We start from the raw sequence: 22,276 nt of genomic DNA on the forward strand, positions 1-22,276 counted from the left end.
TCAGAAGCCCGAACAGGCGATGCCCGCGTACTTCGTGGGGTCATCCTCGACGCGGCAGAAGACCGCAGTCCAGTCCGCACGACCGGCGGCCGGGGGCACGGCGGCCCGGCTACGCGCCCGGGCCGGCCGCTACCGGGGGGCGACGAAAAGGCTCTGCGCGCTGCGCCCGATGGGGCCCTTCTCGTCGTGGAGCCGGGCGTCGACGAGACCGATGCCGGCCGCGTCCACACTCGTACGGGACTCCACGCAGGCCCATTCGCCGACCGGATGGCGGTGCAGGTGGACCGTCAGGTCGCCGTTGACGAACACGAACCGGCTGAAGTCCATCACCGAGCTGATGCCGTTGCCGGAGTCGGCGGCGACCAGCACCCGGTCCAGCGGACGGATCTCCTCCCCGGCGACGAGCGGCACCCTCATCCGCATCCAGCAGGTGCCGGGGCCCAGCTCCATGAAGGCGCCCTCGGTGAAGCGGGCTTCCATGGCGGTGTGGTAGCCGGTGTCCCACGGCACCGGGAAGAAGGACATGACGACGGCCTCGCCGGGCGTCGGCAGCTGCGGCCCCGGCACGACGGCCGGCACCGCCTCCTCGGCCACCCGGATCCGCAGGGCGCGCGCCAGCATCACCGGGGCGTCCGCGCCCGCCGGGGTGAGGGCGGCCTCCACGACCTCCGTACCGCGCCCGGCCCGCAGCACGCTGGTGGTGACCTCCAGCCCGCCGATCGGCACCGGGCGCAGGATCTCGTACGTGATCCGGGCGATCCGCATGTCCGCGCGCGCACCCGGCCGCTCCTCGACGGCCCGGCCGAGCAGGGCCGCCGGCGGACCGGCGTGCTGCGAGCCCGGGTCCCACGGCCCGCGCGTGTACTCGGTGGCGGTGAACCGCCCGGTGTCCACCCGTTCGAAGAACCCCTCGACAGCACCCATACCCCGCACGCTACCGACAGGTAACCACGGATACCAGCCCCGCGGCGGCCGGGCGTCGACCCCTCGGCGACCGCTCGGCGACCGCCCGCCGCCCGCTCAGCGCGCGAATCCCAGCCCCACCCCCAGCCCCACCAGCACCGTGCCGATGGCCCGGTTCAGCGCCTTCTGCGCCTTCAGCATCCGGTCCCGCAGCCGGGAGTTCGAGAAGAACAGCGCGACCGCCCCGAACCAGCCCAAGTGCGCCGCCGACATGAACAGCCCATAGCCCGCCTGCTGCCACACCGGCGTGTCCGGGCCGACCACCTGCGTGAAGGTCGACACCACGAACAGCGTCGTCTTGGGGTTCAGCACATTGGTCAAGAACCCCGACCGCATCGCCCCCAGCGGCGTCAGCCCCGGCCCGGACTCCAGATCCACGGCCACCTCGCTCCGCGCCCGGAAGGTGCGGATCCCGATCCACACCAGGTAGGCCGCACCCGCCAGCTTGATCACGGTGAACAGCGCGGTGGAGGAGGCGATCAGCAGGCCGACCCCGAGCATCGTGTACGAGACGTGGACCAGGACCCCGGCCGCGACCCCGGCGGCGGCGAACAGCCCGGTGGGCCGCCCGTAGAGGTAACTGTTGCGGACCACCATGGCGAAATCGGCGCCGGGACTGATCACGGCGAGAAGGGTGATGACGGCGACTGCGATCACTTCTGTCATACCGGCATGCTCACCGGGCCGGGCTCCCCGATCAACACCGTTCGCCACGCGGATACTTCAGAGATGACCTTCCCCTACCTGCTCTCCCTGTACCCCTACCGGCCCGCCGAGGACGCCCCGCTGCTGCGCGCGTGGGTGACCACCCCCGCCGAGCTGATGACCTGGGCGGGCCCCTCCTTCACCTGGCCCCTGGACAACGCGCAGCTCGCCGCCTACGCCGCCGAGCCCGGCCGCCGCATCTGGACCGCCGTGACCCCCGACAAGTACCGCGTCGGCCACGTCTCGGTGGCCGGCACCCGCCTCGGCCGCGTACTGATCGCCCCCGACACCCGCGACATGGGCTACGGCCGGGCCCTCGTCACCCAGGCCGTCGAACTCTGCTTCGGCGAGCTGGGCCTGCCGGAACTCAGCCTCGGCGTCTGGGCCCACAACACCGCGGCGATCCGCATCTACGAGCGGCTCGGATTCCGTACCGAGGAGATCATCAAGGACGTCGAGGAGGTCGACGGGGTCCGCTGGACCGCTGTCCAGATGCGGCTCACCGCCCCCGAGCGGTGACAATGGACGACGTGTCCATTACCCCCGCCGCCCTGCCCGCCCTGCCCGTCCTGCAAGCCGACTGCGCGAACTGCTTCGCACTGTGCTGCGTCGCCCTGCCGTTCGCCAAGTCCAGCGACTTCGCCGTGAACAAGCCCGCCGGAACCCCCTGCAAGAACCTCCGGGAGGACTTCCGCTGCGGCATCCACACCCGGCTGCGCGACTCGGGCTTCCAGGGCTGCACCGTCTTCGACTGCTTCGGCGCGGGCCAGCAGGTCTCCCAGGTCACCTTCGGCGGACGCGACTGGCGCTCCGACCCCGGCACGGCCCGCCGGATGTTCGACGTCTTCCCCGTGATGCGGCAGCTGCACGAGCTCCTCTTCTACCTCGCCGAGGCCCTGACCCTCCCCGACGCCGCCCCGGTCCACGCGCAGCTGCGCGACGCGCTCGCGGAGACCGAAGCGTGGACGCGCGCCGAAGCCGGGTCCCTCGCCGACCTCGACGTGGGCGCGCTGCGCCAGAAGATCAACACCCTGCTGCTCAAGACCAGCGAGCTCGTACGGGCCAAGGTGCCGGGCCGCAAGAAGAACCACCGCGGCGCCGACCTGATGGGCGCCCGCCTCTCCGGCGCGGACCTGCGCGGCGCGAACCTCCGCGGCGCCTACCTGATCGCCGCCGACCTCAGCCGCGCCGACCTCCGCACGGCCGACCTGATCGGCGCGGACTTCCGCGACGCCGACCTGCGCGGCGCGGACCTCCGCGGCGCCGTCTTCCTCACCCAGCCCCAGCTCAACGCGGCCCAGGGCGACCCCACCACCCGCATCCCCTCCTCCCTCACCCGCCCCTCCCACTGGACCTGATACCGGCCCGGGCCGGGCCGGAACCAGCCCTCACACCCGCGCCAGGAACCCCCGCACAGCGGCGTAGAAACCCTCCGGGTCCCCGGCCCGCACCCCGTGCCCGGCCGGCAGCTCGGCCAACCGCACCCCGGCCCTCCGCAAGGTCATCTCCCGCGCGTGCTCGGCGGACAGCACCCCGCTCCGGTCCCCCCGCACCAGCAGCGTCGGCTTCCGCACCGCCAGCCAGTCCTCCCAGTGGTCCCCGTTCAGCGCCCGCTGCGACTCCACCACGTCCTCGACGTCGCTCGCGGTCCCCCACCCGTCCGGGTACTCCCGAAGGACACCCGCCAGGTGCGGCGCCGCGCTCCCCAGCCCCGCCAGGAACCCCGCCCGGGTCGCGGCCCGCCTCGGCCAATCCCGCGCGTACGGCAGGTCGCCCTCGACCACCGCCCCGATGTCCTCGACCACCACCGCCCGCACCAGATCCGGCCGCCGCGCCGCCAGCTGGTACGCGTTGACCCCGCCCAGCGAGTGCCCCACGACCACCGCGGGCCCCAGCCCCAGGTGCTCCAGGACGGCCGCCGCGTCCGCCACGTACCCCTCCCGGGTGTACTCCGCGGCCCGGTCCGACGCCCCGTGCCCCCGCTGGTCGAGGCCGATCACCCGCCACGCCGGCCCCACCTCCCGGGCCAGCTCCTCGAAGCTCCTGCCGTCCTGGAAGTGCCCGTGCAGCGCGAGCAGCGGCGCCCCCGGCCCGCCGAAGTCCGTGTACACCAGCCGCCGCCCGTCCGCCGTCCGCATCACACCCGGCAGCGGCCCCAGCTTGTCGATGACCCGCCTGCGCAGCAGCTGGTACTCCTCCCAGCGCCTCGGCAGCCGCCCCGGCGGCCGCTGCACGACCCGCCCCGGCGTCACGGTCTCGCCCCGCCGGAACTGCTCCCGCGTCAGGTCGATCCGTATCCCCCCGGGCAGCTGGTTCCACCAGTGGTACCCCTCCTGCCGGCCGCCGTGGAACACCTCGCCCAGCACCAGCTCCCCGCCCACGATGTCCTGCACGACCACGGCAGTGATGTCGCACTGCCCCCAGGCCGGATTCTCGGCCGACCAGGGGATCCGCGACGTGTCGGCCGGCTCGGAGGTCTCGGCCGACCAGCCCGCCCGGATGGCCGCCTCTACATCGGCAAGGGTCCACGGAGTCGTCGTCATGCTCCCCAGCCTGCCGGACCCCACTGACAACGCCCGTGACAACGCCCCCACTGACGAGGGACGCCACCCCCCGTACGCCGAGACGACAATCATTGCCCGGGGTCACCCCCCGTGATACACAGAGTGACCATGCGTTCTTTCGCATACTCACCGCCCCTGCCCAGGTCAGAGCGCAGGGGCGGGGCGCGGACCGGAGGATCGGGTAAAGAGAGCCGTCAAGTCGACGACGGCGGCGGTTTCATCAGCGAAGATAGTGCGTGACCCCTGCCGTCGGGCACGGGCTTTCGGAACTACCCATACAGGGGCGGTGAGTTACATGATCCTGGCAGCCGAAAAGGGCGACATCACCACCATCATCGGCGGAATCGCCCCGAACTGGGGGCCGTTCGGCAGTCTCGGCAACGAAGCGAAGGTCATGATCGAGGTGGTCATGGCCGTGGCGATCCTCCTCTGCCTCGGCATCGCCATCTGGGGCGCGGCCAAGCAGCGCATCGGCGCGACCGCCCTGCGCGACACGTTCAGCGCGGAACAAGGCAAGGGCCTGATCGTGGCCGGCCTCACGGGCGTCTTCATCATCGGCTCCCTGGGCACCCTCTTCACCATCGTCTACGGAATGGCCGTCTAGCGGGCCACCGCGGCCGTACTTGATGAGGAATCACCACACCGCGCCTACGCGGGAACGAGGGGGCCGAAACGGAATGAGCAACGACGACCAGTACGGCGGTACGGGCCAGACCCGTACCCGCCTCCCGGACTCCCCCGCCGACCCGTACGGCCCCACCCGCCGCACGCCCCGCACCTCCCGCAGCCTGATCACGGTGGTCGGCGTGGTGGTCCTCCTGATCGCCGCAATCGCGTTCGCGAACCAGGGCCCGGACACCCCGCAATCCCCCACGGCGGACAAGCCCCCGACCACCACTTCCACGTCCCCGACGGGCACGGACCCTGTCACGGGCAAGACCTCGGGCATCCCCAAGGGCTTCGCCCACGACGAACAGGGAGCCCAGTCGGCGGCCGCCAACTACGCGGTGGCACTCGTTTCCGCGGACATCCTGAAGCCGCAGATGCGACGCCAGATCGTCCGCCAGGTCATCGTCGCGGACAAGGTGTCCGAACTCGAGACCCGGCTCGACCAGGCATACGGCAAGCCCTTCCTGGACCAGGCCGGACTCGACGCCAACGGAAATGCGGCGCAAGGCCTGACGTACATCTCGCGGACCGTGCCGGTCGGCACCAAGACGACCAAGTACTCCGACAGCTCCACGTCCATCGACGTGTGGTGTACAGGCGTGTTCGGCACCGCAGGTGTCGGCTCGACCAACCCGGTCAGCAACGACTGGTTCACCATGACGCTGACTCTCCGGTGGGCGGAGAACGACTGGAAGGTCGAGAGCTTCGCCCAGAAGGACGGGCCGGCCCCGGTCAACACGGACCGCACGGCCTCCACCGCCGAGGACATCACAAAGGCCGCAACGGAGTTCGGAGGGTTCACCTATGCCCGGTAGCCGCACCCTCCGCCTCCTCGGGGCCCTGGCCTCTGTACAGACGACAGCCGTGCTCCTGTCGGCGCGCGCCGTCGCCGCACCCACCCCATCGCCGTCCCCGTCGGCCTCGCAGCCCAACGACAACCGGTGCGACCTGATCGTGGGCCCGGCCAAGGACTACTGCGAGCGCGGCAGCGGAGCCTCCGGCCAAGCCCCCCGCACCGGCCTCGCCCCCAGCGACCCCTCCGACGCCCTCAACCCCCTCGCCTCCCTCGCCAAGGGCTGCGCCGACGCCGCGGCCTGGATCGTCGGCAAGCTCAGCGAAGCGGTCAAGGGCAGCGCCAACGTCGACTTCACCAACCCCGCCTTCCTCAAGCAGTACGCCGTCGTCTTCGCCGCCTCCACCATCCTCACGCTCGTCCTCTGGCTCTTCGCCGTCGCCAAGCGAGCCGTCCGCGGCGTCCCCCTCACCACCGCCCTCTCCGAAGCCGTCGGCTTCCTCTGGCTCACCGTCCTCGCCTCCGCCTTCACCCCCCTGATCCTCTACACCGTCGTCTCCGCCACCGACGGCGTCACCGAGGTCATCGCCGCCGCCAGCGGAGGCCAGACCGACGTCTTCTTCGGCTCCTTCTCCGAGGCCCTGAAGAAGGGCGACGACATCGGCGGCGGCCCGATCATGCTGATCGTCGTCGCCCTCGTCACCGTCCTCGCCGCGGGCGTCCTGTTCCTGGAGCTGTTCATCCGGGCCGCCCTCCTCTACGTCGGCGCCCTCCTCGGCGTCGTCGTCTACGCGGGCCTCGTCGACCGGAACCTATGGGGCCACGTCCGCCGCTGGGCCGGCATCATGATCGCCGTCATCCTCGTGAAGCCGGTCATCGTCATCGTCCTCGGCCTCGCCGGAGCCCTCGCCGGCGAAAAGGGCCAGGGCGCCTTCTCCGCCGTCGTCACCGGCCTCGCCATCATCCTCCTGGCGATCTTCGCCTCCGCGATGATCTACCGCTTCGTCCCCGGCTTCGGCGACGAGATCGCCTCCGCCCGCTCCAACCGCAGCAAGGCCACCGACGGCGCCCAGGCCGCCGCCGTCATCAGCTCTCCGGCCTCCCTCGTCTCGCAGGGCATCAAGACCCACAGCAGCCGCGGCGCCCACCGCGGCGGCGACGGCGGCGCTGGCAGCGCGCCCCGCCCCGCCAACCCCATCTCCGGAGGCGTGGCCGCCCACAGCAGCCGCCCCACCTCCGGCGGCGGATCCGGCGGCGGATCTGTCCCGTCCGCCGCACCCCCGCCCCGCACGAGTTCGAGCACGAGGAACACAGGAGGTGACGGGCGTTGACGACCCAGTCCCATCAGCTGCACCCGGTCGCGCCCCGCCGCACGTATCTCATCGGCCGGGCCCGGCCGAACGCGATCGTCGGCAAGAACCGCGAGACCGGCGAGATCGCCCTGATCATCACGGGGGCCTTCTTCGGCATGATGAGCGGACTGCTCGTCCCCGACCTCACCCTGCGCATCGTCAGCCTCGCCGGCTTCCCCATGCTCGCGCTCGCCGCCGTGTACGTCCCGTACAAGGGCCGCACCTTCTACCGCTGGTTCGAGATCAGCCGCAGCTACAAGCGCACCCTGCGCCGCGGTACGACCTACCGCTCCGGCGCCATGGAAGCCGGCGTACGCGGCTCCGACGGCCGCGAGGTCGAGGTCGGACCGCCCCCGGGCATCGGCCGCATCAGCTGGCTCGCCGCCCCCTTCGGCCCCGACGAGATCGCCGTCCTCCTCCACGCCGACCGCAGAACGGTCACCGCGGCCATCGAGATCGAGGGCCCCGGCGTCGGCCTGCGCGACAGCGAGGACCAAGAAGCCCTCGTCGACCGCTTCGGCACCCTCCTCAAGCACGTGGCCAACGGCGACGGCTTCGTCACCCGCCTCCAGATGCTCGCCCGCACGCTGCCCGCCGACCCCGACGCCCACGCCAAGGACGTCGCCCAGCGCGGCGACACCCAGGCCCCCGGCTGGCTGCGCGACTCCTACGACCAGCTCCAGTCGATGGTGTCGACCTCCTCCGAGCAGCACCGCGCCTACCTCGTCGCCTGCATGCACTACACCCGCGACCTCGCCGCCGAGGCCCACACCATCGCCCGCGCCGGCACCCCCCACAAGGGCCGCAAGCTCGACCGCGACGCCGGCCTCGCCATCGTCATGGCCCGCGAGCTCACCGACATCTGCGCCCGCCTCGCCGAGGCCGACATCCGCGTCCGCCAGCCGCTGGGCCAGGGCCGCCTCTCCTCCCTCGTGCACTCCATGTACGACCCGGACCACCCCATCGACCACATCCAGGCCATGACCAAGCGCAACGCCTGGCCGGCCGAACTCGACGCGGTCGAACCCACCTACCTCCAGGCCAAGACCCGCGAGTCCTCCACCCGCGCCCCCTGGTGCCACGCCACCGCCTGGGTGAAGGAATGGCCGATGACCCCCGTCGGCGTCAACTTCCTCGCCCCCCTCCTCGTCCACACCCCGGACGTCATCCGCACCGTCGCCGTCACCATGGACCTGGAGCCCACCGAGGTGGCCATCGAGCGCATGCTCACGGAGAAGACCAACGACGAGGCCGACGCCTCCCGCGCCGCCAAGATGAACCGGACCGTCGACCCCCGCGACATCGCCGCCCACGGCCGGCTCGACCAAAGAGGTGAAGATCTCGCGAGCGGTGCAGCGGGAGTCAACCTCGTCGGGTACATCACGGTGTCCTCCCGATCCCCGGAAGCCCTCGCCCGCGACAAGCGGACCATCCGCGCCTCGGCCGGCAAGTCCTACCTGAAGCTGGAGTGGTGCGACCGCGAGCACCACCGCGCCTTCGTCAACACCCTGCCGTTCGCCACCGGCATCCGACGCTAGCTGGAGGGAAGTGCCGCCCATGCGAGATCCCATGTCCGCGCTGACGGACGCCTTCACCAGCTTCCTCTTCGGCAAAGTCGAAACCACGCGCCTGCCCGTACGCACCTCCACCGGGCAGGCGCAGGCCGTCTACCTGCCCACCGCCGCCCCCGGCCTCGGCGACTCCGGCGTCATCATCGGCCGCGAGGTCTACAGCGGCAAGGGCTACATCTACGACCCCTTCCAGCTGTACGGCCAGCAGCTCCCGGCACCCCACTGGCTCGTCCTCGGCGAATCCGGCAACGGCAAGTCCGCCCTGGAGAAGACCTACGTACTGCGCCAGCTCCGCTTCAAGGACCGCCAGGTCGTCGTCCTCGACGCCCAGGGCGAGGACGGCGTCGGCGAATGGAACCTCATCGCCCAGCAGCTGGGAATAACCCCCATCCGCCTGGACCCCATCGCCGCCAACGACGCCGGGATCCGCCTCAACCCCCTCGACCCGGCGATCACGACGACCGGACAGCTCGCGCTGCTCCGCACCATCATCGAAGTCGCCATGGGCCACGGCCTCGACGAGCGCGCCGGCTTCGCGCTCAAGGTCGCGCACGCCTACGTCGTCGACACGATCCGCGACCGCCAGCCGGTCCTCACCGACATCGTCGACCAACTGCGCCACCCCGAAGCCGAATCCGCCGAAGCCATGAACGTCGACATAGACGATGTCCGGGCCTGGGGCCTCGACGTGGCACTCGTCCTCGACCGCCTCGTCGACGGCGACCTGCGCGGCATGTTCGACGGCCCCACGACCGTCGGCATCGACCTCGACGCCCCGCTGATCGTCTTCGACCTCTCCCACATCGACCGCAACTCCATCGCGATGCCGATCCTCATGGCGATCGTCGGCGTCTGGCTGGAGCACACCTGGATCCGGCCCGACCGCAAGAAGCGCATCTTCCTCGTCGAAGAGGCCTGGCACATCATCAACAGCCCCTTCGTCGCCCAGCTGTTCCAGCGCCTCCTGAAGTTCGGCCGCCGCCTCGGCCTGTCCTTCGTCGCCGTCGTCCACCACCTCTCGGACGTCGTCGACGGCGCGGCCGCCCGCGAAGCCGCGGCCATCCTCAAGATGGCCTCCACGCGCACCATCTACGCCCAGAAGGCGGACGAAGCGCGCGCGACCGGCCTCGTACTCGGACTCCCCCGCTGGGCGGTCGAGATCATCCCGACCCTTACCCCCGGCATCGCCGTGTGGGACGTCAACGGCAACGTGCAGGTCGTCAAACACCTCATCACCGAGGCCGAACGCCCCCTCGTCTACACGGACCGCGCCATGACCGAGTCCTCCGCCCCCGCCCTGCTCCACGACGACATGCTCGCCGCCGAACTGGAAGCGGAGGAACGGGCCCTGTCCATCGAACGCCGCCGCGGCAACGGCGGCCCGGGTTCCGCGACCACGGTGGCCTGACCATGCACGACGCAAGACGTACGGAGCCCCGCGCGGCCGGCGGCGTACCGGACGGCCTGCTGGTCGGCCTCCTGGCCTTCCTCCTCGGCCTCGCCGTCCTGGTCTGGTCCGCCACCGGCCTCGCCGCCTTCTTCGCCAAGGGGGCCTGGCCGGACACGGTCACCTTCGCCCGTACCCCGGGAGCCGTCCGCGCCCTGATAACGCAACCGCACGACGTCGCGGGCGCCTGGCCGGACACCGACCCGGCGGCCCTGTCCGGCTGGGGCCTGTTCTGGGGCCTGTTCATCAGCCAGCTGCTGGTCTTGTTCGTGCTCATCGTCTTCGCGATCGGCGTGTTCGCCCGCACCAAGTCCCGCCGCGCCCTCGCCAAACAGGCCGCGGCGGACCACGCGGCACCGCCACGACCCCGGCATCCGGACCCCGCGGCCATCCCTGCGCCTCTCGCCGCTCCCCTCGACACGCCTCTCGCCACGCCCCTTCCCGCGCCCGCGAACTCGCCCGCACCCGCGGATCCGCAGTTCGCGGCGTCCCCGGCCGGACCGACGCCACCAGCCCCCGTACGCGCAGCGGGCCGTACGGCTCCCCCGGCGGACGAGGCCTACCGCTACGGTTTCGGCTACGCACCGGCCGCGCCCGCGACCCGGCAGCCCCGCATGGGCTACGGCGGCCCGAACGACAGGTTCCGCGCGGCGGCACGGCGCATCCAGGAGACGGAGGGCGCCTCGCTCATCGTGACCTCCTCCCCCACCCTCTGGGCCGAGACCAAGGACGCCCGGGCCAAACTGGGCCCGGTCCTCCTCTACGACCCGTCGCACCTGTGCGACACCCCGGCCCGCATGCACTGGAACCCGGCCGAGGGCTGCGCCGAGCGCGACACCGCCGCCGCCCGCGCGACCGCCCTGCTGGCCCCCGTACGCCCGCAGGCCCGTCTGGACGCGGCCGTCGCGGACACCGCGGAAACGCTCATGCGGAGCTGGCTCCAGGCGGCCGCCCTGGACGACCGCCCCTTCAAGCAGCTCCACCGCTGGACCCAGGGCAACGGGGCCCAGGAGCCGGTCCGCATCCTGCGCACCCACCCCCAGGCCGCCCCCGGCGCGGCCGGCGAGCTCGAAAGCGCCCTGACCGCCCACCCCGAACGACGCGAGCAGGCACAGCACCTGACGGCCCGTGCCCTCTCCAGCCTGACCTCGATCCACATCCGTGAGGCCTGCAACCCGAACCGAAGTGATTCCCTCGCTCTGGCTTCGTTCCTGGGCGAAGGGGGCAGCCTGTACGTGGTGGGCGAACCTCTGGAAGACCCCCGCACCCACCCGGGTGCGATGCCGTTGCTGACCGCACTCGCCGCTCACGTGGTCGAGCACGGCCGTCGCATGGCCGCACGGTCATCCCACGGTCGGCTCGACCCACCACTGTCCCTGATCCTGGACGACGTGGCGGCCGTGGCCCCCGTCCCCCAGCTCCCGGAGCTCCTGACCGACGAGACGCTCCCCCTCCTCGCCCTGTGCCGCAGCCGCGAACAGGCCCACAGCCGCTGGCCGGAGGCGGATCTCCCCTAGGCCGTCTGTTGCGCCTCCCACGTGTCCGTGTCCGCGACACACACCGAGGCGCGATGGTCGTACCACACACCGCCCTGCGGCAGGTCGTGCACCATCGCGGGGATCCCGGGCTCGAACCTCAACACCGCCAACGTCTTCCACCCGTGGGGGATGTGGTCCCAGGCGTGCCCGAACTGCTGCGTCACCGCGACCACGGTCGCGGTCACCAGCTCGACGTCACTCGGGTCGTCACGCCGGAAGCAGCACGCGAACCGCCTGCCCACGGGGACGTCTGCGTAGCAGAACCCAAGGAACACGGCCGCCTCGTTCGCGGCGAGGGGTGGCAGCGCCTGCCCGAAGGCCGCCAGTGCGGTCTCGTCGGCATGGCACTCGACGAACAGGCGTCGCTCCTCGACGGGTGCGTCCGCCTCCCTCCTCATGCGCCCGCGACGGGTCCGTCCGGCTTCGCGAAGACGTATTCCCGCTCCTTCGCGCCGGTCTCCAGCGGTATCAGCAGACCGCTCGCTTCGAACCCGTACCGCCGGTAGAAGGCCTCGGCCCTCGCGTTGTCCTCGTGCACGAACAGCCGCACCCGCTCGGTCACCGGCTCCTCCAGCGACCAAGCCCACTCCAGCGCGGCATCGAACAGCCTCTCCACGAGCCCGCTGCCCCGCTGCTCGGGCCGTACGAACACCCCGACCACGTGGCCCTGCTGCTGCTCGACGACCTCCCCGAAGAAGTCGCTACTGCCCTGCGCCTCGATGAGTACGGTCACGGACCCGACCCACCGCCCGTCGCCCGCCTCGGCGACGAGCTGCCTGGCACCGCGCCCCTCGGCAGCCCCCGCGGCACGCTGCTGCCAGTACGCGTCGTCCTGGGCGAGCGCGTTCTCCTCCGTTTCGAGAAAGGCCACGGCCGCGGCCGGATCCCTCAAGGCGGCCAACCGCAGCTCCTTGACCTTCTCCCACTCGTCGCCCCGTACGGCCCTGATCACGTAGTCATTGCTCATGGCTGGATCCTAACGACGCCCCACCGCCGGCTCACTCGCATTTCTGGCTCCGCAGCCGGCCCGGATTCGGCCGGTGAACGCAGAAAAGCCCCGCACCGGACCCGTAAAGGTCTGGTGCGGGGCTTCCGCAATGATTGTTCGGCGGCGTCCTACTCTCCCACAGGGTCCCCCCTGCAGTACCATCGGCGCTGAAAGGCTTAGCTTCCGGGTTCGGAATGTAACCGGGCGTTTCCCTAACGCTATGACCACCGAAACACTATGAAATTTGAACGCTGGTGTTTTCACAGCCGTTCGTTATTTCAGAACTAACACAGTGGACGCGAGCAACTGAGGACAAGCCCTCGGCCTATTAGTACCAGTCAGCTTCACCCGTTACCGGGCTTCCACATCTGGCCTATCAACCCAGTCGTCTACTGGGAGCCTTACCCTCTCAAGGAGGTGGGAATACTCATCTTGAAGCAGGCTTCCCGCTTAGATGCTTTCAGCGGTTATCCCTCCCGAACGTAGCCAACCAGCCATGCCCTTGGCAGGACAACTGGCACACCAGAGGTTCGTCCGTCCCGGTCCTCTCGTACTAGGGACAGCCCTTCTCAATATTCCTACGCGCACAGCGGATAGGGACCGAACTGTCTCACGACGTTCTAAACCCAGCTCGCGTACCGCTTTAATGGGCGAACAGCCCAACCCTTGGGACCGACTCCAGCCCCAGGATGCGACGAGCCGACATCGAGGTGCCAAACCATCCCGTCGATATGGACTCTTGGGGAAGATCAGCCTGTTATCCCCGGGGTACCTTTTATCCGTTGAGCGACGGCGCTTCCACAAGCCACCGCCGGATCACTAGTCCCGACTTTCGTCCCTGCTCGACCCGTCGGTCTCACAGTCAAGCTCCCTTGTGCACTTACACTCAACACCTGATTGCCAACCAGGCTGAGGGAACCTTTGGGCGCCTCCGTTACCCTTTGGGAGGCAACCGCCCCAGTTAAACTACCCATCAGACACTGTCCCTGATCCGGATCACGGACCGAGGTTAGACATCCAGCACGACCAGAGTGGTATTTCAACGGCGACTCCACAACCACTGGCGTGGCTGCTTCAAAGTCTCCCACCTATCCTACACAAGCCGAACCGAACACCAATATCAAACTGTAGTAAAGGTCCCGGGGTCTTTCCGTCCTGCTGCGCGAAACGAGCATCTTTACTCGTAGTGCAATTTCACCGGGCCTATGGTTGAGACAGTCGAGAAGTCGTTACGCCATTCGTGCAGGTCGGAACTTACCCGACAAGGAATTTCGCTACCTTAGGATGGTTATAGTTACCACCGCCGTTTACTGGCGCTTAAGTTCTCAGCTTCGCACACCCGAAAGTGCACTAACCGGTCCCCTTAACGTTCCAGCACCGGGCAGGCGTCAGTCCGTATACATCGCCTTACGGCTTCGCACGGACCTGTGTTTTTAGTAAACAGTCGCTTCTCGCTGGTCTCTGCGGCCACCCCCAGCTCACGGAGCAAGTCCGATCACCAGTGATGGCCCCCCTTCTCCCGAAGTTACGGGGGCATTTTGCCGAGTTCCTTAACCATAGTTCACCCGAACGCCTCGGTATTCTCTACCTGACCACCTGAGTCGGTTTAGGGTACGGGCCGCCATGAAACTCGCTAGAGGCTTTTCTCGACAGCATAGGATCATCCACTTCACCACAATCGGCTCGGCATCAGGTCTCAGCCTTAATGAGGGACGGATTTGCCTACCCCTCGGCCTACACCCTTACCCCGGGACAACCACCGCCCGGGCTGGACTACCTTCCTGCGTCACCCCATCGCTTACCTACTACAAGTCTGGTTCGTCGGCTCCACCACTTTCCTTTCCCCGAAGGGTCCGGAACGGCTTCACGGACTTAGCATCGCCTGATTCGATATTGGGCGTTTCAAAGCGGGTACCGGAATATCAACCGGTTGTCCATCGACTACGCCTGTCGGCCTCGCCTTAGGTCCCGACTTACCCTGGGCAGATCAGCTTGACCCAGGAACCCTTAGTCAATCGGCGCACACGTTTCTCACGTGTGTATCGCTACTCATGCCTGCATTCTCACTCGTGAACCGTCCACAACTAGCTTCCGCTGCTGCTTCACCCGGCACACGACGCTCCCCTACCCATCACAGCGGGCGTTGGCCCTATTGCTGCAATGACACGACTTCGGCGGTACGCTTGAGCCCCGCTACATTGTCGGCGCGGAATCACTTGACCAGTGAGCTATTACGCACTCTTTCAAGGGTGGCTGCTTCTAAGCCAACCTCCTGGTTGTCTCTGCGACTCCACATCCTTTCCCACTTAGCGTACGCTTAGGGGCCTTAGTCGATGCTCTGGGCTGTTTCCCTCTCGACCATGGAGCTTATCCCCCACAGTCTCACTGCCGTGCTCTCACTTACCGGCATTCGGAGTTTGGCTAAGGTCAGTAACCCGGTAGGGCCCATCGCCTATCCAGTGCTCTACCTCCGGCAAGAAACACACGACGCTGCACCTAAATGCATTTCGGGGAGAACCAGCTATCACGGAGTTTGATTGGCCTTTCACCCCTAACCACAGGTCATCCCCCAGGTTTTCAACCCTGGTGGGTTCGGTCCTCCACGAAGTCTTACCTCCGCTTCAACCTGCCCATGGCTAGATCACTCCGCTTCGGGTCTAGAGCGTGCAACTCAATCGCCCTATTCGGACTCGCTTTCGCTACGGCTTCCCCACACGGGTTAACCTCGCTACACACCGCTAACTCGCAGGCTCATTCTTCAAAAGGCACGCAGTCACGACCGTTGTTCCGAAGAACAACGGCGACGCTCCCACGGCTTGTAGGCACACGGTTTCAGGTACTATTTCACTCCGCTCCCGCGGTACTTTTCACCATTCCCTCACGGTACTATCCGCTATCGGTCACCAGGGAATATTTAGGCTTAGCGGGTGGTCCCGCCAGATTCACACGGGATTTCTCGGGCCCCGTGCTACTTGGGAGATGAGCAAGCAAGCCGCTGATGTTTCGTCTACGGGGGTCTTACCCTCTACGCCGGACCTTTCGCATGTCCTTCGACTACATCAACGGTTTCTGACTCGCCGACCGGCCGGCAGACCGGTCAAGCTCATTCCCACAACCCCGCATGCGCAACCCCTGCCGGGTATCACACGCATACGGTTTGGCCTCATCCGGTTTCGCTCGCCACTACTCCCGGAATCACGGTTGTTTTCTCTTCCTGAGGGTACTGAGATGTTTCACTTCCCCTCGTTCCCTCCACACTGCCTATGTGTTCAGCAGTGGGTGACAGCCCATGACGACTGCCGGGTTTCCCCATTCGGACACCCCCGGATCAAAGCTCAGTTGGCAGCTCCCCGGGGCCTATCGCGGCCTCTCACGTCCTTCATCGGTTCCTGGTGCCAAGGCATCCACCGTGCGCCCTTAAAAACTTGGCCACAGATGCTCGCGTCCACTGTGTAGTTCTCAAACAACGACCAGCCACCCATCACCCCACCAGACAAGCTGACGAGTTCACTGGGGCCGGCACTGAAGATCTCAACCTCACGGCCGTACCTTCAGGACCCAACAACGTGCCAGGCACGATCCCGTCCACTGTCACTGTGTTCCACGCCGAAGCAGTACTTACAGGAAGTTTCAGAAACCGTGCCAACTAATCAACGTTCCACCCATGAGCTGACCGTGCAGAACGTTTGTCTGCAATCGGTACTGTGCTCCTTAGAAAGGAGGTGATCCAGCCGCACCTTCCGGTACGGCTACCTTGTTACGACTTCGTCCCAATCGCCAGTCCCACCTTCGACAGCTCCCTCCCTTACGGGTTGGGCCACCGGCTTCGGGTGTTACCGACTTTCGTGACGTGACGGGCGGTGTGTACAAGGCCCGGGAACGTATTCACCGCAGCAATGCTGATCTGCGATTACTAGCAACTCCGACTTCATGGGGTCGAGTTGCAGACCCCAATCCGAACTGAGACCGGCTTTTTGAGATTCGCTCCACCTCACGGTATCGCAGCTCATTGTACCGGCCATTGTAGCACGTGTGCAGCCCAAGACATAAGGGGCATGATGACTTGACGTCGTCCCCACCTTCCTCCGAGTTGACCCCGGCGGTCTCCTGTGAGTCCCCATCACCCCGAAGGGCATGCTGGCAACACAGGACAAGGGTTGCGCTCGTTGCGGGACTTAACCCAACATCTCACGACACGAGCTGACGACAGCCATGCACCACCTGTATACCGACCACAAGGGGGGCACTATCTCTAATGCTTTCCGGTATATGTCAAGCCTTGGTAAGGTTCTTCGCGTTGCGTCGAATTAAGCCACATGCTCCGCTGCTTGTGCGGGCCCCCGTCAATTCCTTTGAGTTTTAGCCTTGCGGCCGTACTCCCCAGGCGGGGAACTTAATGCGTTAGCTGCGGCACCGACGACGTGGAATGTCGCCAACACCTAGTTCCCAACGTTTACGGCGTGGACTACCAGGGTATCTAATCCTGTTCGCTCCCCACGCTTTCGCTCCTCAGCGTCAGTAATGGCCCAGAGATCCGCCTTCGCCACCGGTGTTCCTCCTGATATCTGCGCATTTCACCGCTACACCAGGAATTCCGATCTCCCCTACCACACTCTAGCTAGCCCGTATCGAATGCAGACCCGAGGTTAAGCCTCGGGCTTTCACATCCGACGTGACAAGCCGCCTACGAGCTCTTTACGCCCAATAATTCCGGACAACGCTTGCGCCCTACGTATTACCGCGGCTGCTGGCACGTAGTTAGCCGGCGCTTCTTCTGCAGGTACCGTCACTTTCGCTTCTTCCCTGCTGAAAGAGGTTTACAACCCGAAGGCCGTCATCCCTCACGCGGCGTCGCTGCATCAGGCTTTCGCCCATTGTGCAATATTCCCCACTGCTGCCTCCCGTAGGAGTCTGGGCCGTGTCTCAGTCCCAGTGTGGCCGGTCGCCCTCTCAGGCCGGCTACCCGTCGTCGCCTTGGTGGGCCATTACCCCACCAACAAGCTGATAGGCCGCGGGCTCATCCTTCACCGCCGGAGCTTTCAACCCCCGCCCATGCAGGCAGGAGTGATATCCGGTATTAGACCCCGTTTCCAGGGCTTGTCCCAGAGTGAAGGGCAGATTGCCCACGTGTTACTCACCCGTTCGCCACTAATCCACCCCGAAGGGCTTCATCGTTCGACTTGCATGTGTTAAGCACGCCGCCAGCGTTCGTCCTGAGCCAGGATCAAACTCTCCATGAATGTTTACCCGTAATCGGGTGCACACATCACTTAGAGCGGGCACGTCATGTCGGAATATGACCGACGCGCCACAACGTCCTCGCTGTGTTGTTGCCTGCAAGTGCTCCACAAGGAAGCCTCACAGGTCTTTTTCAAAGGAACCTCATCCACCGAAGTGGACGGGGTATCAACTTCTGGCGTTGATTTTTGGCACGCTGTTGAGTTCTCAAGGAACGGACGCTTCCTTTGTACTCACCCTCTCGGGCTTTCCTCCGGGCTTTCGCTCTGTGTTCTTGCGTTTCCGACTCTATCAGACTCTTTCGTGTCCGACTTCCTCGGTGCTTTCCAGGTTCTGCGCTTTCGCGCTTTCCCTTTCCGGCGATTCCGACTCTATCAGAAGTTCTCCACCGGATTTACCGGCTTCGATTCCCGAATGAAGAGTCGAGTCCCCGCGCCGAATTGCATTCCTTGCGGGGTGGTGCTGCCGAGCTTGTCCAGCTCCAGGCAACTGCTCAACCCTACAACCGTGTCCAGGCAGAGTCAAAACGGGGCCGGACCAGGGGCCCGCGGGTCGAGGCGTACGTGCAGATGGCCGTCGAGGGGGTACAGGGGTGGCGCCGCCGGCAGGGTCGCGGCGTACTCGTAGTGGCTCTTCCGTGCCACGCCGCAGGATGCGAGGTTGTCCACCTGGTGCAGGAGTTCGAGGCGTGCCAGGCCCTCGGCCCGGAACGCATCGAAGGCCCAGGTGGTGAGAGCCTCCAGGGCTCGGGAGGCCACGCCCCGTCCCCGGGCGTGCGCCGCCGTCCAGTACCCGACCTCGGCGGACGGCCCGTCCGGCGTCACTCGCTTGAGGACCACATGGCCAGCCAACTTCCGCGAAGCCTGCTCCGGGTGCATTTCGTGGACGGCGAAGGCGAACGAGTCCCCCGCCAGCCGTTCCTGTTGCCGGGCCTGCACCCAGTGCAGCCCCTCGGCCTCGCTGTCGACCGGTTCGCTCGTCCACCGGCGAAGCGTCGGATCCCGGTACGCCTCGACGAGGGCGCCGACATCCTCCCTACACCACGGTCGGAGAACCAGCGCGCTCCCAACAGCCGTCGCCGGCGACTCAAGCCCCACGGGCTCCTGGCCCCTCATCGAGGCATCCCGGCACGGACGGCCTGGACGGCCTGGACCGCCCAGTCGAGGACCGGCGTCAGACTCTCCGGCGCCTCCCAGCCGTTGATCACGGCCAGCAGCCGGAAGTACTGCTCTCTACGCGGATCGTTCATCCTCTCCAGCCTGCTCACCAGCCGTCCGCGGAGCTCCATGTCGTCCGGCAGGCCGAGGAGTCGCGCGTAATGGGCTGTGAGCGTGGACGCGATCTCCGCTCCCCGGGACGATGTCGGCCCGATGCGGGCTGCCACGGCTGGGGCGACCTCGCCGCAGACCGTCGCGGCGAGATCCCGTTTCGGCACCGTGGCCTCGCCCGGGCCGCGCTCGGCAGCCTGCTCCTCCGCCATGCGCCGCACCGTCACGCGGAAGTCCGGATCCTGCGCGAGCTCGGCCAGCTCCACCCACGCCTGGACCTGTTCCGCCTCCGGATCGTCCGGCAGCTCCGGAGTCATGGAGCGCGTGATCCCCGCCCACGAGGCGTCCGCTTCCAGATCGCCGAAGACGGCCTCCAGGAACCCGCCGACCAGCCTCTGGCGTTCCTCCTCCGACAACCTGGCCAGCTTGTGCAAGAGATGCATCTCCTCAGGGGTGGATCCGCGCTGCGCCACTGCCGTCAGCACGGCACGCCGCATCCGCAGGATGCGTATCTGGACGTCGAGGGCCTCGGCGTGCGCCGCGGCGACACTGGGAAGCAGCAGCTCCCGGTCGATCACCTTCCCGACGGTCTCCAGGTCGAGCCCGAGCTCACGGAGGGACCGTACGAGGTCAAGGCGTGCCACGGCGTCGAGGTCGTAGAGGCGGTAGCCGCCAGGACTACGGCCGACGGGCACCACGAGTCCGTGGTCGGAGTAGAACCGGATGGTTTTGACCGTGACACCGGTGAGCCGAGCCAGGTCGCCGATCCGATAGAGGGGTGCGCCGTCCATGCGCCTACCTTGCAGTCTCCTCCCACGGGAGACTCAAGTACGTCCGTCCCCGGGCATCGGCGGGCTTTCAAAGGTTGACCCGCTTCAGGTAGACCCGGCGGCGGTGCGGGATCGTCTGGTACCAGAGCATCAGGTGCTCGTCTTCGTACGTACGGAGCCGCATGGGGTGCGGGTCCTCGTAGAGGCTGCCGTCCTTGGGGTCGATCGCCATCGCCGCCAGGTCGGTCAGGCCGTCCATCACGGCGCTGACAAGGTGCTGTTGCTCCGCGGGCATGTCGCCGAGCACCCACAGCCGGCCGGGATCGCATTCCCAGGCCCAGCCGCTGTCGTTCTCGACGCCTTCGCCCCTCGGAGTCACTGACCGATCTCGCGCTGGGCCTCGGCCAGGATGCGGCTGCTGGTCTCCATCGCGGCCCGGAACTCCGGCTCCGTAGCGGCGGGGTCTCCCGCGACACGTTCCGCCTCGTGGAGGGCCGCCGCCCGCGCCGGCCAGCGGTGGATCGCCACGTGCGTGGCCCACTTGATCAGGAAGAACCGCAGCGGGTTGATGGCACCCGTCTCCGCGGCACGGTCGAACGCCTCGTTGCATTCCTTGTCGAGCACGGCCAGGCTGGCCATGTCGATGCGGCGCACGGCGTCCCGCAGGGCTTCCCGCGTCATGGCCGGCTGGGGAATGAGGGGCCCGTCGTCTTCCAGCTGCTGTGCTGTCATCGCGTCCTCCAGGGGAACGCGGCCAGGATACCCAGCCGGCCCGTATTCGGCCGGTGAACGCAGAAAAGCCCCGCACCGGACCCGTAAAGGTCTGGTGCGGGGCTTCCGCAATGATTGTTCGGCGGCGTCCTACTCTCCCACAGGGTCCCCCCTGCAGTACCATCGGCGCTGAAAGGCTTAGCTTCCGGGTTCGGAATGTAACCGGGCGTTTCCCTAACGCTATGACCACCGAAACACTATGAAATTTGAACGCTGGTGTTTTCACAGCTGTTCGTTATTTCAGAACTAACACAGTGGACGCGAGCAACTGAGGACAAGCCCTCGGCCTATTAGTACCAGTCAGCTTCACCCGTTACCGGGCTTCCACATCTGGCCTATCAACCCAGTCGTCTACTGGGAGCCTTACCCTCTCAAGGAGGTGGGAATACTCATCTTGAAGCAGGCTTCCCGCTTAGATGCTTTCAGCGGTTATCCCTCCCGAACGTAGCCAACCAGCCATGCCCTTGGCAGGACAACTGGCACACCAGAGGTTCGTCCGTCCCGGTCCTCTCGTACTAGGGACAGCCCTTCTCAATATTCCTACGCGCACAGCGGATAGGGACCGAACTGTCTCACGACGTTCTAAACCCAGCTCGCGTACCGCTTTAATGGGCGAACAGCCCAACCCTTGGGACCGACTCCAGCCCCAGGATGCGACGAGCCGACATCGAGGTGCCAAACCATCCCGTCGATATGGACTCTTGGGGAAGATCAGCCTGTTATCCCCGGGGTACCTTTTATCCGTTGAGCGACGGCGCTTCCACAAGCCACCGCCGGATCACTAGTCCCGACTTTCGTCCCTGCTCGACCCGTCGGTCTCACAGTCAAGCTCCCTTGTGCACTTACACTCAACACCTGATTGCCAACCAGGCTGAGGGAACCTTTGGGCGCCTCCGTTACCCTTTGGGAGGCAACCGCCCCAGTTAAACTACCCATCAGACACTGTCCCTGATCCGGATCACGGACCGAGGTTAGACATCCAGCACGACCAGAGTGGTATTTCAACGGCGACTCCACAACCACTGGCGTGGCTGCTTCAAAGTCTCCCACCTATCCTACACAAGCCGAACCGAACACCAATATCAAACTGTAGTAAAGGTCCCGGGGTCTTTCCGTCCTGCTGCGCGAAACGAGCATCTTTACTCGTAGTGCAATTTCACCGGGCCTATGGTTGAGACAGTCGAGAAGTCGTTACGCCATTCGTGCAGGTCGGAACTTACCCGACAAGGAATTTCGCTACCTTAGGATGGTTATAGTTACCACCGCCGTTTACTGGCGCTTAAGTTCTCAGCTTCGCACACCCGAAAGTGCACTAACCGGTCCCCTTAACGTTCCAGCACCGGGCAGGCGTCAGTCCGTATACATCGCCTTACGGCTTCGCACGGACCTGTGTTTTTAGTAAACAGTCGCTTCTCGCTGGTCTCTGCGGCCACCCCCAGCTCACGGAGCAAGTCCGATCACCAGTGATGGCCCCCCTTCTCCCGAAGTTACGGGGGCATTTTGCCGAGTTCCTTAACCATAGTTCACCCGAACGCCTCGGTATTCTCTACCTGACCACCTGAGTCGGTTTAGGGTACGGGCCGCCATGAAACTCGCTAGAGGCTTTTCTCGACAGCATAGGATCATCCACTTCACCACA

At 66.5% G+C, this 22,276-nt stretch carries 17 protein-coding genes and 5 rRNA genes (1 of these 22 running past the window's edge); 8 read left to right on the forward strand and 14 right to left on the reverse strand.

The genetic code is table 11. The features are described 5' to 3' along the window. Positions 1-129: 129 nt before the first annotated feature. Together OG737_RS13370 and OG737_RS13375 are read right to left on the reverse strand one after the other, a co-directional pair. The gene (locus OG737_RS13370; protein ID WP_405679584.1) at positions 130-924 is read right to left on the reverse strand and encodes a thioesterase family protein; all 795 of its coding nucleotides are present in this window, start codon (positions 922-924) and stop codon (positions 130-132) included. Positions 925-1,020: 96 nt separating this feature from the next. Next, positions 1,021-1,629, reverse strand: a complete 609-nt coding sequence (locus OG737_RS13375) for a LysE family translocator (protein ID WP_405679582.1) — start codon at positions 1,627-1,629, stop codon at positions 1,021-1,023. Positions 1,630-1,692: 63 nt separating this feature from the next. Between OG737_RS13375 and OG737_RS13380 the strand changes: the two genes are divergently transcribed. Together OG737_RS13380 and OG737_RS13385 are read left to right on the forward strand one after the other, a co-directional pair. Then, positions 1,693-2,187, forward strand: a complete 495-nt coding sequence (locus OG737_RS13380) for a GNAT family N-acetyltransferase (RefSeq protein ID WP_405679580.1) — start codon at positions 1,693-1,695, stop codon at positions 2,185-2,187. Between the two features lie 2 nt (positions 2,188-2,189). Continuing rightward, positions 2,190-3,026, forward strand: coding sequence for a pentapeptide repeat-containing protein (locus tag OG737_RS13385; RefSeq protein WP_405679578.1), 837 nt, complete (start codon positions 2,190-2,192; stop codon positions 3,024-3,026). 30 nt (positions 3,027-3,056) lie between these two features. Here the strand turns inward: OG737_RS13385 and OG737_RS13390 are convergent, their stop codons facing one another. Then, complete coding sequence (locus tag OG737_RS13390; RefSeq protein WP_405921549.1) at positions 3,057-4,211, reverse strand: alpha/beta fold hydrolase; 1,155 nt, start codon at positions 4,209-4,211, stop codon at positions 3,057-3,059. Positions 4,212-4,527: 316 nt separating this feature from the next. Between OG737_RS13390 and OG737_RS13395 the strand changes: the two genes are divergently transcribed. The 6 genes from OG737_RS13395 to OG737_RS13420 all read left to right on the forward strand — a co-directional run bounded on the left by OG737_RS13395 (position 4,528) and on the right by OG737_RS13420 (position 11,581). Then, positions 4,528-4,836, forward strand: coding sequence for a hypothetical protein (locus OG737_RS13395; RefSeq protein WP_008742356.1), 309 nt, complete (start codon positions 4,528-4,530; stop codon positions 4,834-4,836). A 73-nt stretch (positions 4,837-4,909) separates the two neighbouring features. After that, positions 4,910-5,716, forward strand: coding sequence for a hypothetical protein (locus tag OG737_RS13400; RefSeq protein ID WP_405921550.1), 807 nt, complete (start codon positions 4,910-4,912; stop codon positions 5,714-5,716). Then, positions 5,706-7,025 (forward strand): hypothetical protein, encoded by a 1,320-nt coding sequence (locus OG737_RS13405; RefSeq protein ID WP_405921551.1) that lies wholly within the window; start codon positions 5,706-5,708, stop codon positions 7,023-7,025. Before OG737_RS13400 ends, OG737_RS13405 begins: the two co-directional genes overlap by 11 nt. Beyond that, positions 7,022-8,584 (forward strand): SCO6880 family protein, encoded by a 1,563-nt coding sequence (locus OG737_RS13410; protein ID WP_328926424.1) that lies wholly within the window; start codon positions 7,022-7,024, stop codon positions 8,582-8,584. Before OG737_RS13405 ends, OG737_RS13410 begins: the two co-directional genes overlap by 4 nt. Before the next feature lie 19 nt (positions 8,585-8,603). Then, positions 8,604-10,025, forward strand: coding sequence for an ATP-binding protein (locus tag OG737_RS13415; protein ID WP_328926425.1), 1,422 nt, complete (start codon positions 8,604-8,606; stop codon positions 10,023-10,025). Positions 10,026-10,027: 2 nt separating this feature from the next. After that, positions 10,028-11,581 (forward strand): type VI secretion protein, encoded by a 1,554-nt coding sequence (locus tag OG737_RS13420; protein ID WP_405921552.1) that lies wholly within the window; start codon positions 10,028-10,030, stop codon positions 11,579-11,581. Here OG737_RS13420 and OG737_RS13425 read toward each other — a convergent pair. The 11 genes from OG737_RS13425 to OG737_RS13475 all read right to left on the reverse strand — a co-directional run. Then, positions 11,578-12,000, reverse strand: coding sequence for a hypothetical protein (locus OG737_RS13425; RefSeq protein WP_328926427.1), 423 nt, complete (start codon positions 11,998-12,000; stop codon positions 11,578-11,580). The genes OG737_RS13420 and OG737_RS13425 overlap by 4 nt on opposite strands. Further along, positions 11,997-12,569, reverse strand: a complete 573-nt coding sequence (locus OG737_RS13430) for a GNAT family N-acetyltransferase (protein ID WP_328926428.1) — start codon at positions 12,567-12,569, stop codon at positions 11,997-11,999. Before OG737_RS13430 ends, OG737_RS13425 begins: the two co-directional genes overlap by 4 nt. 136 nt (positions 12,570-12,705) lie before the next feature. Next, positions 12,706-12,822, reverse strand: a 5S ribosomal RNA gene (gene rrf / locus OG737_RS13435). Positions 12,823-12,898: 76 nt separating this feature from the next. Beyond that, positions 12,899-16,021: ribosomal RNA gene (locus OG737_RS13440) — 23S ribosomal RNA — on the reverse strand. 284 nt (positions 16,022-16,305) lie between these two features. Continuing rightward, positions 16,306-17,830, reverse strand: a 16S ribosomal RNA gene (locus OG737_RS13445). Together the 16S, 23S and 5S rRNA genes form the textbook arrangement of a ribosomal RNA operon. Positions 17,831-18,349: 519 nt before the next feature. Beyond that, positions 18,350-18,943 (reverse strand): GNAT family N-acetyltransferase, encoded by a 594-nt coding sequence (locus tag OG737_RS13450; protein WP_405921553.1) that lies wholly within the window; start codon positions 18,941-18,943, stop codon positions 18,350-18,352. Further along, on the reverse strand, positions 18,940-19,887 hold the full coding sequence (locus OG737_RS13455; RefSeq protein ID WP_405921554.1) for a MerR family transcriptional regulator: 948 nt from the start codon (positions 19,885-19,887) through the stop codon (positions 18,940-18,942). The genes OG737_RS13450 and OG737_RS13455 overlap by 4 nt, the downstream gene beginning before the upstream one ends. Before the next feature lie 67 nt (positions 19,888-19,954). After that, a complete protein-coding gene (locus OG737_RS13460) occupies positions 19,955-20,245 on the reverse strand; it encodes a hypothetical protein (protein ID WP_328926431.1) in 291 nt (96 codons plus the stop codon). Further along, positions 20,242-20,598, reverse strand: coding sequence for a hypothetical protein (locus tag OG737_RS13465; RefSeq protein ID WP_328926432.1), 357 nt, complete (start codon positions 20,596-20,598; stop codon positions 20,242-20,244). Before OG737_RS13465 ends, OG737_RS13460 begins: the two co-directional genes overlap by 4 nt. Positions 20,599-20,714: 116 nt before the next feature. Beyond that, a 5S ribosomal RNA gene (gene rrf / locus OG737_RS13470) occupies positions 20,715-20,831 on the reverse strand. 76 nt (positions 20,832-20,907) lie between these two features. After that, positions 20,908-22,276: ribosomal RNA gene (locus tag OG737_RS13475) — 23S ribosomal RNA — on the reverse strand; it runs 1,754 nt beyond the window's last position.

The sequence above is a fragment of the Streptomyces sp. NBC_00122 genome, assembly GCF_045160845.1.
Lineage (GTDB): Bacteria > Actinomycetota > Actinomycetes > Streptomycetales > Streptomycetaceae > Streptomyces.